This is a genomic window from Cellulomonas sp. ATA003 (assembly GCF_031582905.1).
Lineage (GTDB): Bacteria > Actinomycetota > Actinomycetes > Actinomycetales > Cellulomonadaceae > Pengzhenrongella.
The window spans coordinates 1-13,127 of the sequence record NZ_CP133990.1; the positions used below are offsets into that span (position 1 = coordinate 1).

Here is a 13,127-nt window from a genome sequence, read left to right on the forward strand (position 1 = left end):
GGTGAGAGTGACAGCCTGATGTGGCCCCACTTGGGGCCGTAGTGATGGCTTGATTTGGCCCCACCCCGACCTGCCTGTCCCTACGTTCGTGACGTCGACCAAGACGATCACGAGGGGCGTAGGTGGAAGCGAGATCGAGGGTGGAGATGTTCGAACGTATCCGCAGAGACCATCGAGTTGAAGGGTTGTCGATCCGTGCGTTGGCGGATCGGCACGAGGTGCACCGGCGCACGGTGCGGCAGGCGCTGGCCGACGCGACACCGCCGCCGCGCAAGGTCCCAGTCCGGCAGTCGCCGGTGCTCGGGGCGCACGAGGCGCAGATCCGGGCGTGGCTGGTCGAGGACCTGACCGCGCCGCGTAAGCAGCGCCACACGGCCCGGCGGGTGTGGCAGCGGCTGCGTGATGAGCACGGTGCGCAGCTGGCGGAGTCGACTGTGCGCGGCTTGGTCGGGCAGATCCGGGGAGATCGCGGCGAGCACCCGGGTGGTGCCGATCGCCCAGGAGCACCCGGCCGGGGTCGAGGCGGAGGTGGACTTCGGGGAGTTCATGGCCTGGATCGACGGTGTCTACGTGAAGCTGTGGATGTTCGCGCTGCGGTTGTCGCACTCCGGGCGGGCGGTGCATGTGGCGTACGCGAACCAGGCGCAGGAGTCGTTCCTGGATGGCCACGTGCACGCTTTCGCGGTGCTGGGTGGGGTGCCGACCGGGCAGATCCGGTACGACAACCTGCGCCCGGCGGTGGTGCGGGTGCTGCTGGGCCGGGAGCGGCTGGAGAACGAGCGGTTCATCGCGTTGCGCTCGCACTACGGGTACGACTCGTTCTTCTGCGAGCCCGGCATCGGCGGGGCGCACGAGAAGGGCGGGGTCGAGGGAGAGATCGGCCGGTTCCGCCGCCGGCACCTGACCCCGGTCCCCCGAGCGGGGAGTCTGGCGGAGTTGAACGCACAGCTCGCCGCCGCCGACCTGCTGGATCAGGACCGGCACATCGCCGCCCGGGTCGAGACCGTCGGGCAGGCCGCGGCCCGCGAGCAGGTGACGCTGCGGGCGTTGCCGGGCGAGCCGTTCGACGTCGCGACCGCGCTGACGTGCCACGTCGATGCGAAGGCGCGGATCTGCGTGCGCCAGTCGTACTACTCCGTCCCGGCGCACCTGGCCGGCGCGCGGGTGTCAGTCGCGTTGGGGGCGCGGTCGTTCACCGTCCGCGACGCCCGACCTGGCCGGCCGGCGGTGGTGGTCGCCGAGCACGTGCGCAGCCTGCACAAGAACACCCAGACCCTGGTGCTGGACCACTACCTGGAGGTCCTGGCCCGCCGTCCCGGGGCGCTGCCGGCCGCGACTGCCCTGGCCGGTGCACGGGCGGCGGGGTTGTTCACACCGGGCCACGACGAGTTCTGGGCCGCCGCCCGCCGCGCCCACGGCGACGCCGTCGGCACCCGGGAGCTCATCGGGGTGCTGCTGCTGCACCGCCGGCTGCCGAGCGAAGCGGTCCTGGCCGCGATGGCCACCGCGGTGAGGCTGGGACGGCTCGAGGCCGACCTCGTCGCGGTCGAGGCCCGCCGACACCTCGAACCCACCCGGCTCGCCCCCGACACCCCCGACACCCCCGACACCCCCGACACCCCCGACACTGTCCGGGACGCGGCTGAGCTCCTTCGCCCGGTCCCGACGCTGGGCGGCTACGACAGCCTGCTGGCACCGTTGGCGGCCACAGCATGAGCGCCGCCACGAGCGTCCCGGACGCCGACCAGCGGCCGGTCACTGCGCGGTCGGAGCAGGCCGCCGACCTGGCAATCGCGGCCGGGGCAGCAGCGCTGCACCTGCCCACGATCCGCACCGAAGCGACCCGGATCGCGGCCGCCGCGGTCAAGGAGCGCCTCACCCACAAGGCGTTCCTCGCCGAGGTCCTCACCGCCGAACTCGACGACCGCGACGCCCGCCGCCGCACCAGACGGATCCACGAGGCGAAGTTCCCCCGCCTGAAACGCCTCGAGGACCTGGACCTGCGTCAGCTGCCCGGCCTACCGGCGCCGCTGCTGGCCGCGCTGTCCGCGGGGGCGTGGATCGACCGCGGCGAACCCGTCGTGCTCCTGGGCGACTCGGGCACCGGCAAGACGCACCTGCTCATCGGCCTGGGCGTCGCGGCCGCCGAAGCCGGCCGCAGGGTCCGCTACGTGACCACCGCCGCACTGGTCAACGAGCTCGTCGAGGCCGCCGACGCCAAACAGCTGTCCCGCGTCGTGGGCCGCTACGCCCGCCTGGACCTGCTGTGCCTGGACGAGCTCGGCTACGTCCACCTCGACCCCCTCGGCGCCGAGCTGCAGTTCCAGATCATCACCGAACGCGAAGAGAAAGCGTCCATCGCCTGCGCGAGCAACGCCCCATTCAGCGAGTGGGGCACCACCTTCACCGACCCCCGACTGGCCGCCGCGATCGTCGACCGGCTCACGTTCAACGCCCACATCATCGCCACCGGCACCGACTCCTACCGGCTGCGATCCAGCCGCGCAGCGCGCGAAGGAGCCGCCCCTGGCTGACCCCCACAGCGACGTCCCGCACGCGTCACCCGAAGTGACGCTGCAGGACCGTGGCACACCGCAGATGACCGCGGGGGTGGGGCCAAATCAGGCCATCACAGTGGGGCCAAATGGGGTTGTCATTCTCATCCACGGCGAATCGGGTGGTCGACCGCCCGCCAGCGCCGTCGTACTCCATGGGTCTGTCCGAGTAACGGTGTAAGTGCTGTCCGGCCTGACACGCCGAGCGTGGGCTTGGCGGGAAGGCAGCATGATGACCGAGACGATTGATCCTGTGACGACGACGCACACGGTGATGGACGAGGACGCTCAGCGTGAGCTGGCGGTACGGATGGTGGAGCAGGCCCGCGCGGCCGGCATCGACCTGGTCGGCCCGACTGGTCTGTTGACGGGGCTGACGAAGCAGGTGCTCGAGACGGCTCTGGAGGAGGAGCTGTCCGAGCACCTGGGCTACGACAAACACGACCCGGTGGGACGCAACGGGGAGAACTCCCGCAACGGCACCCGCGCCAAGACGGTGCTGACCGAGATCGGTCCGGTGGAGATCGAGGTCCCGCGCGACCGGGACGGCACGTTCGAGCCGGTGATCGTCAAGAAGCGGCAGCGCCGGCTGGACGGTGTGGATCAGATCGTGCTGTCCCTGACCGCCCGGGGCCTGACGACCGGGGAGGTGGCGGCGCACTTCGCCGACGTGTACGGCGCCACGGTCAGCAAGGACACCATCAGCCGGATCACCGAGAAGGTGGTCGGGGAGCTGGCGGAGTGGCAGAACCGGCCGTTGGACCGGGTGTACCCGGTGATCTTCATCGACGCGATCGTGGTCAAGGTCCGCGACGGGCAGGTCACGAACAAGCCGTTCTACGTGGTCATCGGCGTCACCACCGCCGGTGAACGCGACATCCTGGGGATCTGGGCCGGTGACGGCGGGGAGGGCGCCAAGTACTGGCTGAGCGTGCTGACCGAGATCAAGAACCGCGGCGTTGCCGACGTGTGCATCGTGGTGTGTGACGGCCTGAAGGGGCTGCCGGACGCGCTCACCACCACATGGGAGCTGGCGGCGGTGCAGACCTGTGTGATCCACCTGATCCGTAACACCTTCCGGTACTCCGCCCGGCAGGACTGGGATCAGATGGCCAAGGACCTGCGCCCGGTGTACACGGCGGTCAACGCCGACCAGGCGCAAGCACGGATGGACGACTTCGCCGAGAAGTGGCAGGGCAAGTACCCGGCCGCGGTCAACTTGTGGCGGTCCGCCTGGAACGAGTTCATCCCGTTCCTGGACTACGACGTGGAGATCCGCAAGATCATCTGCACGACCAACGCGATCGAGTCCCTCAACGCCCGCTACCGGCGCGCGGTCCGAGCCCGGGGGCACTTCCCGAACGATGCCGCGGCGCTGAAGTGTCTGTATCTGGTGACCCGGTCCCTGGACCCCACCGGGCGCGGTCGGGCACGCTGGGTCATCCGATGGAAGGCCGCCCTCAACGCCTTTGCCATCACCTTCGACGGGCGCATCAACCCGTCGATCAACTAGAACGCCGGACGGCACTTACACCGGAAATCTGACAGTCCCACGCTCGGCACAAGAAGAATTAAGAAAAGACCACCCGATTGGCCGCAGGAAGCCGGATGCGGCACACCCGCTACAACGAAATCCGCGTCCGGCCGGGCGAGAATGAGCGCTATATCCCATTCGTTCCGCGCGGCGAGTATGGGCGGAGGTGACATCTGGTCGTGCGGTTCTGAGGCAAGTCGCCGGGGCTTGTTTTGGATCTGGCGGCGAAGGTCACCCGAGCCAGGCTTACTCAAGGCCTTCGTGGTCGGCCTGACGTGTGCCGGGCAGGCAGCGTTGGTAGCGGTGGAGGAAGGGCAGTGCAGGCAGGTCGGGGAGGTAAGGGCAGGGCTGGTCCGCGGCGAGTTGGGTGTAGAGGGTGGCGGTGTGGTCGGCCCATCGGTCGGCGGTTGGTGGGTCGAGTGCGCCGGGTTGGCCGGTGCGGCGGGTGAGGACGGTGCGCGCGGCGTCGGCGGGGTCGTGTCCGGGTGGGAGGTGGTCGGGCAGGGTGAGGACGGCGTGGGCGACGACGAGGCCCTGGGCGGCGATCTCGAGGGTGGGGCCGTGGGGCGGGGTGGGCTGGTAGCTGAACCCGCCGGCGCTTCAAGGGGGCCGCCAGGTCAGGGGTTTGCCCAGGCGTAGGGGGCTGGAGCGGTCGAGGATCTGGAACGCGGCGTCGAACTGCTCGGTGTAGGCGGCGTCTGTGTCACCGCGCTGCTGCGCCCAGTGGGGGTATTGGTCGGCGCTGATGTTGAGGGGCTCGGGGGCGTAGGTGGCGTCGCCGCCGGTGAACAGCTCCCAGAAGCGCCGCCGGGCGTCGATGCGCGTTGGGCCGGGGTGGGCGGTGGTCAGGGCCTGGTCGAGGAGGTCGAGGTCGTCGGCGAGGACGCGCCGGTTGCGGTAGTCGATCCAGGGCGGGTTGGCGCGCAGGTGCTCCAGGACGTGGTCGAGCTTGGTCAGGAGTTGTGGCCAGGTGCCGTCGGAGCGCCGGGCTCGGGTGCGGGCGACGATCTTCGCGTGGAACGCGTGGGGTAGGCCGAGCTCGACGGTAAGTATCGACCAGGGCCGGGTGGTGCCGAGGTGGGCCAGGAGCAGCGCCACCTCGGCGCGTGCGATGGGGTCCTCGCCGAGGTCGGGGACGGTGCCGGGCCACAGGACCTGCGGGATCCATGCTGCTGAGGGGATGGGGAGGTCGGGGCGGTGCTCGGGCAGCTGCAGGTGCCGGCGGGTGGCCGGGGACTGGCCGGCTTGGAGGGGGTACTGAGCGTGGTGGGCGCTGGTGCGGAAGGTGAGCTGGCTGGTGGCGGTCATGGCGTGACGGTGGTGGTCGAGCTGCAGGGCGCCGAGCAGCGGGTTCTTGGGCGGCGGGGTCAGGGCGGCGGCGATGGTGCCGGGTGCCTTGCGGCTGGTGGGCAGCAGCAGGCCCTGCAGGTGGTGCCCGGCCCGGTCCGGTGAGGTCGCGTCCAAGACGTCGAGGGTGTCGGCCAGGGCGGTGGCGATCTCGTCCGGTGGTTCTGCGAGGTCGAGGAACCCTGCACCGCGGGAGTGCAGGGGGCCGGTGGTGAGCTCGACCATGGCGTCGAAGGCGATGCGTCTGGTGGCGGTGATCCCGCACACCTCGAACGTCTCGTCGGGCCTGCGGGCGAGGTCGAGCAGGAGTCGTTGGGCACGCGACTGGGCGGGTGTGGCGTGCTGGGTGGGGGCGGTGCGCAGGTCCTGGCTGCACCAGGGGCGGACCTGGCGGCGAGGCGAGTGCGCGGGGGTCGTGCGGGCGGCGCAGCGCCACGGCTCGATGGGGGCGGCGAGCCATGTCGGGCTGGCGTAAGGGGCGGCGTCGCAGACGGGGCACCGGTCGAGCAGGAGGACGTCGTGGTCGGGGCACAGGGCGAGCAGGGGGTTGGCCCAGTCCTTGGCCCAGTAGGGCTCGGTGCCGGCCAGGCACGCCGGGCAGTAGCGGCTCGTGGTGGCTGCCTCCCAGTCGTCGGGCCGCTGGTAGAGGCGGGCGTAGGCGCGCAGCGCCGTCCCGAGCGGGGTCGGTGCGCGCAGGGTCGCCTGGTCGTCGTCGGACAGGCCCAAGCGGGTTGTGAAGCCGTTGTGGGGGGACAGCGTGCGGGTGATGGCGGCTCGGGTGGAGGTGATCTGGCGTACGGCGCCGCCCTCGCGCAGGACGTCGCGGGGGCTGATCTGGTAGCGGACGGCAGTGCGCCGCAGCCAGGAGACCGGGCTCTCGGCGGGGATGGGGGCGACGTGGATCGGCGGGGTGTCGAGGTCGTACCCGCCGGGGATGCCCCGCAGCGAGGCCAACCATGGCGGGGGCGGGTCAGACGGAGCTGGCGAGGGTCTGCGCGGCATTGTCGGTCGTGACCTGGGTGATGAGCTCGGTGGTGATGGTCTCGGCGCCGGTGGCGATCGCGAGGTAGCAGACTCGGTCCAGGAGGTTGGTCAGGGAGCCGATGCACCCTTGGGTGCGCCGGTGGAGCTGGGTGGCGTGGTCGGTGAGCATGCCCGGGCGGGGCTCGGCGAGCAGGACGTGCTGCTCGAGCGCGGCCAGGAGCGCGGTCCAGGCCCGCGCGCCGGCAGTGGTGTGGATGGCGAACGGGGCGACCTCGCAGCGGGTGGCGCGCCGTGAGGTCTGGGCGTAGGCGGCATCCTGGCCGAGGAGTCCTTCGTCGAAGAACTTCTTCTCCCGCAGGCGGACCCCGACGTAGATGAACGTCACGGGCATCTCGTTGGCCAGGCCCTTGAGGTGGTTGGAGACCTCGTGGCCGTTGCGGTGCTTGAAGTCGATGAAGTGCAGGTCGTCGATGACGATGACCTGGGTCTGGCAGGACTGCACGCAGTCCACCGCCAGGGCGCCGAGCTCGCCGCGGGTGGCCCGGGTCGCCGCGGGGTGGCCGTAGAAGCGCAGCAGCTTGAGGTTCAGGTCTTTGAGGGTGGTACCGGCGTTGAGGGGCACGTAGACCACGGGCAGGCGCTGGTGGCCGTCAGGTGTGCGGTTACCCAGTCGCCGGATGGTCTTGCGGTGGAAGTCGCGGGCGTAGCGGGTGGCGATGGTCGTCTTGCCCAGTGCGGGCGCGGCGTCGATCACGACCGCGCCGCGCAGCTTGTCGCTGTCGCGGCGGTTGGAGGCCATGACCTGGTCGATCACGCCGTAGGCGCGGGTGAGCTGGGCGGTCTGCACGGTCGGGGGTTGGCGTTCCACAGGCCCCTGGCGTCGTTGTAGTCCTCGAGCTCGTACGTGCTCAGCCGGGTCATCTCGGCGCGGTTGAGCTGCTGCAGGGGTGTGCGCGCGGCGGTGTGCACGAACGCGTCCCATCCCTGCTTGGTGGCCAGGTTGTACCGGGTCGGTTCGTTGTGGCGAAGCCACACCGCCCACGGGTTGCTCGCCGCGGTCACTCGTCGAACACCTCGAAGGCCGCTTCGTCGGGATGCTCGGCGTAGTAGCGCTCGAACACGTCCACGTCGTCGCTGACCTGCGGCTCGTGACGGCGCCGCTCGAGGTGGGCGAGCAGGTCGATCACCCCGGCGTGGACGCGGCGTCCGGGGCTGTGGTGGCCGTGGCGAGGTCGTTGGTGGGCCTCGCGGCGAGGCGGCGGGCGATGTTCTGGTCGCGCCGGCTGGTGACCGCGCCCTTGCTGTACCGCTCCAGCAGGTCTGCCAGCGCCGCCCCGGGGTCGACGTGCCGGTCGTTGTCCACGCTCAGCCGGCGGGTGTAGTCGGCCGCCTCGGCGCTGAACGGGGCGTCCAGGCCTGCGGCGTGCTCCCAGACCAGGTCGTGCCAGGACCGGGTGTCGGGGTCCTGGAAGAAGACGGTGCGCACGTCGTCGCGGTCGACCATGATCGGCCACCGGCCCGGGTGGGCGCCCCCGTAGGAGGACTTGGTGCCGCGGTGCAGGTTCAGGCCCGGCCCGTCGTAGCGGCGCCCGTCGATCTCGACGCCGTAGTGCTGGATGGTGCGCCAGGCGACGTCGAGGAACTCCATGCGCAGGTCCTGGGTCGCCGGCAGCCGCAGGACGCCTGCGACGGCCATGCCGCGGGCGAACATCTCTGCCGGGGACAGCTCCGCTTCGGGGAGCCGTGGGTCGCACAACCCCTGGTGGGGGTGTGGTGGTAGATCCCGACCCACTCGCGGATGATCGCCTCGAGCTCGGTGACGTAGTAGAACGCGCCCTTCTCCACGTCCTTGCGACGTGAGTAGATGTCCGGGCCCTTGTAGGCGGGCAGGTGCTCAAGGAGCTGCTGGCGCAAGGTGCGGAAGAACCGCTCGATCGTGGGCTTGTCCGTCGGCTTGTGCGGGGTCGCGGGCTGGAGGTTGATCCCCAGGCGGTGGCAGACGGCTTTGGTGTGGTTGGCGAGGTAGACCTTGCCGTGGTCGACCACGATCGTGTCGGGCAGCGCCCCGGTCTGTGAGGTGATCAGGTTCTGCGGTACGCCGACGTACGGCGCGGGGACCTCGTCGTCGACGGCCGGTCCCCAGTGCTGGGCGGTGACCATCTGGAACAGGACCGCCGCGACGTCTTGAGCCGTGGTGGACACCGCGCGCAGGGCCAGGCCGAGGACGCATCGTGAGTACAGGTCCATCGCGACCGTCAGCTCGGTGTTCAGCCACCGGCCGGTCACCGGTTCCATCGCGAACACGTCCAGCCGGGTGGTGTCCAGCACGACGTACTGACCGGGCCGGTCGGCGCGCAGACGCCCCAGCACGCCCTCGGGTCGCTCCGCCACCGACCGTCGCTGCTTGGCCGCACCGAAGGTGTATCGGCCCTTATCCAGCTCGCGAACACGACGGTAAGCGACCGCCCGGGAGGGGAGGACCCTCTGAGGATGCCGGGTGAGGTAGAGGGCGTTCGCCTTGCTCAGCACCGACTTCATCGTCGGGTTCGACGCGTCTCGATAGCTCCGGAGAACCTCCAAGCACGCAGCGTCCCACTCCGGGGCGACGGTGGGCCGGCGGGGCTGGATCCGGCGCGTGTCGACCAGTCCGACGAGTCCCTTGTCCGCGTACCGCTGCCCGCGGCGGTAGGCGGTGCGAAGGAGATCCCAAGCTTGTCTGCCGCGGCTTGGTACCGGTCATTGGCTGGCGTCTCAGTCTCGGAGGGGGCCAGGACGAGTTCGTCGAACACTCTCGCCTGCTGCTCGATCTCTGCTCGCTGCTTCGGACTCAGGGCGGCGAGAAGGATCGCGTCCAGCTCCGTATCCGCGTCTTCAACGGGATGATCGTCGAGCGGCTCGGCGACGCCGACCAACGAGGGGGCGTGAACCACCTTGAAGTGCTCACCGGAGCGAAGTGTCACGCCGGCGCCATCGTGCTCGACCACGGTCCATACCGCTCCCTGGTGCCAGAGCCGGGCACCGACGGAGACGTCCAGGGTTTCCACCTTCATGCCGCTACTCCCGTCGAGGGGCTCAGGATCGTCTCCGCGCTCAGGGCTTGTCGGGGATCGAAGGCGGTCTCCCAGGACCACAGGCAGGCCAGGACCGCCACGCGCCAGGAACTCTCGTCGCAGGCCACAGGCTTGTGGGCAAGGACCTCGCCCAGGGCGACCTTGCCCTTGCCCAGAGCGGCTCTCGCCTGGTCGAGTTGGCCCGGTGGCAATCGCCCGGGGCGGCGGCCAGTAGCCAAGAACTTGATGTTGCGCAGCACCGTGGCATCGGCGCCGGAGAAGACCTCGTACTGCCACCCCTTGACTCGGCACAACCCGCGCGTCCAGTCGAACTGGGCCCGGACCGCTGGCTTCTTCAGGAAGGCGGCCGGCTTCACGTCGACCAGCGTGACGCGCCGGTCCGCGTGGACCAGCAGGACGTCGGGCACATGCGAGCGCTGGGCGGCGCCGTCGCGACCGGTGATCTGGAACGGCTGGGTGGCGATGCCGGTGACCGTCGGGTCGAAGTCGGCCAACCACAGCCGGTCCAGCTCGAGCAGGCTCTCGTACACCAGCGTGCGGCAGTTCGTCGCGGTCCAGAACAGCCCCGGATAGCTCCGCTGGCCCTGGTAGGTCGGAGGGATTCGGATCGGGAGGCCGTCGATGATCAGATCAGCGCGCGCCTGCTCCCACGTCGTCGTGACCACGTCGCCGGCGACGTTGCAGTACTGAAGAGTGACGCCGCATCCGCCCACGTGGCCATCGTCGCCCACTGACAGATAGATGAGACTACTGACACGCCGCTGTCAGATAGGTGAGACCACTGCCAACTTCGCGAGAACCTACAGCGGGAGACAGCCGGGCGTGCCCTCCCGGCGGGAATGTCACCGTCCGCTGCGAGGTTGAGCCATGCAGACTCAAGTTGACCCGTCCGAACTTGCGCACAGCGGCTCGGCCGCGCAGACTTGAGCCAGCAAGACTCAACACGAGGCGCCCGCGTCGCCACGAACGGCGTCGGGCACATCACCGGTACGGAAAGAGGCATCCCCATGGCACGAGCAGTCGGCATCGACCTCGGCACCACCAACTCCGTCGTCTCCGTCCTCGAGGGCGGCGAGCCCACGGTCATCGCGAACGCCGAGGGCGCCCGGACGACGCCGTCGGTCGTCGCGTTCTCCAAGACGGGTGAGGTGCTCGTCGGCGAGGTCGCCAAGCGCCAGGCCGTCACGAACGTCGACCGCACCATCAGCTCGGTCAAGCGCCACATGGGCACCGACTGGAAGGTCGGCATCGACGACAACAGCTACTCCGCGCAGGAGATCTCCGCGCGCATCCTCGGCAAGCTCAAGCGCGACGCCGAGGAGTACCTGGGCGAGCCCGTCACCGACGCGGTCATCACCGTCCCCGCGTACTTCAACGACGCCGAGCGCCAGGCCACGAAGGACGCCGGTCAGATCGCCGGCATGAACGTCCTGCGCATCGTCAACGAGCCGACCGCGGCGGCCCTGGCCTACGGCCTGGAGAAGGGCAAGGAGGACGAGCTCATCCTCGTCTTCGACCTCGGCGGTGGCACGTTCGACGTCTCCCTCCTCGAGGTGGGCAAGGACGAGGACCAGTTCTCGACCATCCAGGTCCGTGCGACCTCGGGTGACAACCGCCTCGGCGGCGACGACTGGGACAACCGCATCGTCGAGTTCCTCATCAAGCAGGTGAAGAACAACAACGGCGTCGACCTCTCCAAGGACAAGATCGCCCTCCAGCGCCTGCGCGAGGCGGCCGAGCAGGCCAAGAAGGAGCTCTCGTCCGCGACGAGCACCAACATCTCGATGCAGTACCTGTCGATGAGCGAGAACGGCCCGATCCACCTCGACGAGAAGATCACCCGGGCGCAGTTCCAGCAGATGACGTCCGACCTGCTCGACCGCACCAAGGCGCCGTTCCACGCGGTCATCCGCGACGCCGGCATCTCGGTCAACGACATCGACCACATCGTGATGGTCGGTGGCTCCACGCGGATGCCGGCCGTGGCCGACGTGGTGCGTGAGCTCACCGGGGGCAAGGAGCCCAACAAGGGCGTCAACCCGGACGAGGTCGTCGCCGTCGGCGCCGCGCTCCAGGCGGGCGTCATCAAGGGTGAGCGCAAGGACGTCCTGCTCATCGACGTCACACCCCTGAGCCTCGGCATCGAGACCAAGGGCGGCGTGATGACCAAGCTCATCGAGCGCAACACGGCCATCCCGACCAAGCGCAGCGAGATCTTCTCGACGGCGGACGACAACCAGCCGTCGGTGCTGATCCAGGTGTTCCAGGGTGAGCGCGAGTTCGCCCGGGACAACAAGCCGCTGGGCACCTTCGAGCTGACCGGCATCGCCCCCGCCCCGCGCGGCGTGCCGCAGATCGAGGTCACCTTCGACATCGACGCGAACGGCATCGTGCACGTGTCCGCCAAGGACCGCGGCACGAACAAGGAGCAGTCGATGACGATCACCGGTGGCTCCGCGCTGCCGAAGGACGAGATCGACCGCATGGTCAAGGAGGCCGAGGCGCACGCCGCCGAGGACAAGGCCCGCCGCGAGGAGGCCGAGACGCGCAACTCCGCCGAGCAGCTCGTCTACTCGACCGAGAAGCTCCTGACGGACAACGCCGACAAGCTCCCCGAGGACGTCACCACCGACGTCCGCACGGCCGTCACCGAGCTCCGCGAGGCGCTCGAGGGCACCGACGTCGAGCAGGTCAAGGCCAAGCAGGCGGCCCTGGTGACCGTCAGCCAGCGCATCGGTGAGGCGCTCTACTCCGCGCAGGCCGCGGACGGTGCGCCCGCCGACGGCGGCGCCGACGGCAGCGCCTCGTCCAACGGCACGCCGTCCGGCGCGGCCGACGACGACATCGTCGACGCCGAGATCGTGGAGGAGGACGAGGCCAAGTGACGGACACCCCGACGGGCGCCGCGGCTCCCGACCCCACGGGCGATCCGGCAGGGGAGCCGCGTTTCACCGACAAGCGACGGATCGACCCCGAGACCGGCGCGGTGCGCGAGAGCGCACCGGCCGGGACCGGTGGCGAGGGCGCACAGGAGGCGAGCACCGTGCAGGACAGCAGCGCGAACGAGAGCAGCGCGGCCGGCGACGCCGACCCGTTGGCCGGCCTCGACTTCGAGCCGTCGACCGACGACGCCGAGCTGATCGCCGCCCAGACGACGGCGGCCGAGCGGCTCGAGGACCTGCAGCGTCTGCAGGCCGAGTACGTCAACTACCGCAAGCGCGTCGACCGGGACCGCTCGGTCGCCCGTGACCAGGCGGTGGCCGGCGTCCTCGAGGCGCTGGTCCCCGTGCTCGACGACGTCGAGCTGGCACGCCAGCACGGCGAGCTGGAGGGGACGCCGTTCGCGGCGATCGCCGACAAGCTCGAGACGACGCTCGGCCGCTTCGGCTGGGAGCGGTTCGGGGCGGTCGGCGAGGCGTTCGACCCGCAGGTGCACGAGGCCCTCATGCACCAGCACTCCGGTGACGTCACCGAGCCGACCGTCTCGATGGTCATGCAGCCGGGGCACCGGGTGGCCGGCCGTGTCGTGCGGGCAGCCCGGGTCGGCGTCACCAGCCCCGACGCCTAGCCCGGTACCACCCGGACGCCGTCCGCCCGCGCCCGTCGGGGCGGACGGCGTCCGGAACCACCGGCGAC

The 13,127-nt window shown here is 70.2% G+C and carries 12 protein-coding genes and 1 pseudogene; 5 read left to right on the top strand and 8 right to left on the bottom strand.

The window, feature by feature from the left end; genetic code table 11:
* Positions 1-146 precede the first annotated feature (146 nt).
* The 3 genes and pseudogenes from istA (at position 147) to REH70_RS00020 (ending at position 4,068) form a co-directional block, all read left to right on the top strand.
* Positions 147-1,716, top strand: a pseudogene (gene istA, locus REH70_RS00010) (IS21 family transposase).
* Positions 1,713-2,534: an IS21-like element helper ATPase IstB gene (istB, locus tag REH70_RS00015; protein WP_310750269.1), complete on the top strand. Its 822-nt coding sequence runs from the start codon at positions 1,713-1,715 to the stop codon at positions 2,532-2,534. The pseudogene istA and the gene istB overlap by 4 nt, the downstream one beginning before the upstream one ends.
* A 295-nt stretch (positions 2,535-2,829) precedes the next feature.
* Positions 2,830-4,068: an IS256 family transposase gene (locus REH70_RS00020; RefSeq protein ID WP_396134784.1), complete on the top strand. Its 1,239-nt coding sequence runs from the start codon at positions 2,830-2,832 to the stop codon at positions 4,066-4,068.
* A 621-nt stretch (positions 4,069-4,689) separates the two neighbouring features.
* On the opposite strand, the gene REH70_RS00025 is transcribed toward REH70_RS00020, so the two are convergent.
* The 8 genes from REH70_RS00025 to REH70_RS00060 all read right to left on the bottom strand — a co-directional run bounded on the left by REH70_RS00025 (position 4,690) and on the right by REH70_RS00060 (position 10,204).
* Positions 4,690-6,390 (bottom strand): TniQ family protein, encoded by a 1,701-nt coding sequence (locus REH70_RS00025; RefSeq protein WP_310750272.1) that lies wholly within the window; start codon positions 6,388-6,390, stop codon positions 4,690-4,692.
* A gap of 16 nt (positions 6,391-6,406) precedes the next feature.
* Positions 6,407-7,267, bottom strand: coding sequence for an AAA family ATPase (locus REH70_RS00030; RefSeq protein ID WP_310750275.1), 861 nt, complete (start codon positions 7,265-7,267; stop codon positions 6,407-6,409).
* Positions 7,231-7,482 carry a hypothetical protein gene (locus tag REH70_RS00035; protein WP_310750278.1) on the bottom strand — a complete coding sequence of 84 codons (252 nt, stop codon included), beginning with the start codon at positions 7,480-7,482 and terminating at the stop codon, positions 7,231-7,233. The genes REH70_RS00030 and REH70_RS00035 overlap by 37 nt, the downstream gene beginning before the upstream one ends.
* The gene (locus REH70_RS00040; RefSeq protein ID WP_310750280.1) at positions 7,479-7,607 is read right to left on the bottom strand and encodes a hypothetical protein; all 129 of its coding nucleotides are present in this window, start codon (positions 7,605-7,607) and stop codon (positions 7,479-7,481) included. Before REH70_RS00040 ends, REH70_RS00035 begins: the two co-directional genes overlap by 4 nt.
* Positions 7,604-8,068 (bottom strand): hypothetical protein, encoded by a 465-nt coding sequence (locus REH70_RS00045; RefSeq protein ID WP_310750283.1) that lies wholly within the window; start codon positions 8,066-8,068, stop codon positions 7,604-7,606. The genes REH70_RS00040 and REH70_RS00045 overlap by 4 nt, the downstream gene beginning before the upstream one ends.
* Positions 7,984-8,811 carry a DDE-type integrase/transposase/recombinase gene (locus REH70_RS00050; RefSeq protein ID WP_310750287.1) on the bottom strand — a complete coding sequence of 276 codons (828 nt, stop codon included), beginning with the start codon at positions 8,809-8,811 and terminating at the stop codon, positions 7,984-7,986. The genes REH70_RS00045 and REH70_RS00050 overlap by 85 nt, the downstream gene beginning before the upstream one ends.
* 143 nt (positions 8,812-8,954) lie before the next feature.
* Positions 8,955-9,470, bottom strand: coding sequence for a hypothetical protein (locus REH70_RS00055; RefSeq protein WP_310750290.1), 516 nt, complete (start codon positions 9,468-9,470; stop codon positions 8,955-8,957).
* On the bottom strand, positions 9,467-10,204 hold the full coding sequence (locus REH70_RS00060) for a TnsA-like heteromeric transposase endonuclease subunit (RefSeq protein ID WP_310750294.1): 738 nt from the start codon (positions 10,202-10,204) through the stop codon (positions 9,467-9,469). The genes REH70_RS00055 and REH70_RS00060 overlap by 4 nt, the downstream gene beginning before the upstream one ends.
* Positions 10,205-10,498: 294 nt before the next feature.
* Here REH70_RS00060 and dnaK point away from each other — a divergent pair, with 294 nt between their 5' ends.
* Both dnaK and grpE read left to right on the top strand, forming a co-directional pair.
* Positions 10,499-12,376, top strand: a complete 1,878-nt coding sequence (gene dnaK, locus REH70_RS00065; protein WP_310750297.1) for a molecular chaperone DnaK — start codon at positions 10,499-10,501, stop codon at positions 12,374-12,376.
* Positions 12,373-13,059 carry a nucleotide exchange factor GrpE gene (grpE, locus tag REH70_RS00070; RefSeq protein ID WP_310750300.1) on the top strand — a complete coding sequence of 229 codons (687 nt, stop codon included), beginning with the start codon at positions 12,373-12,375 and terminating at the stop codon, positions 13,057-13,059. The genes dnaK and grpE overlap by 4 nt, the downstream gene beginning before the upstream one ends.
* The last annotated feature ends 68 nt before the right edge of the window (positions 13,060-13,127 follow it).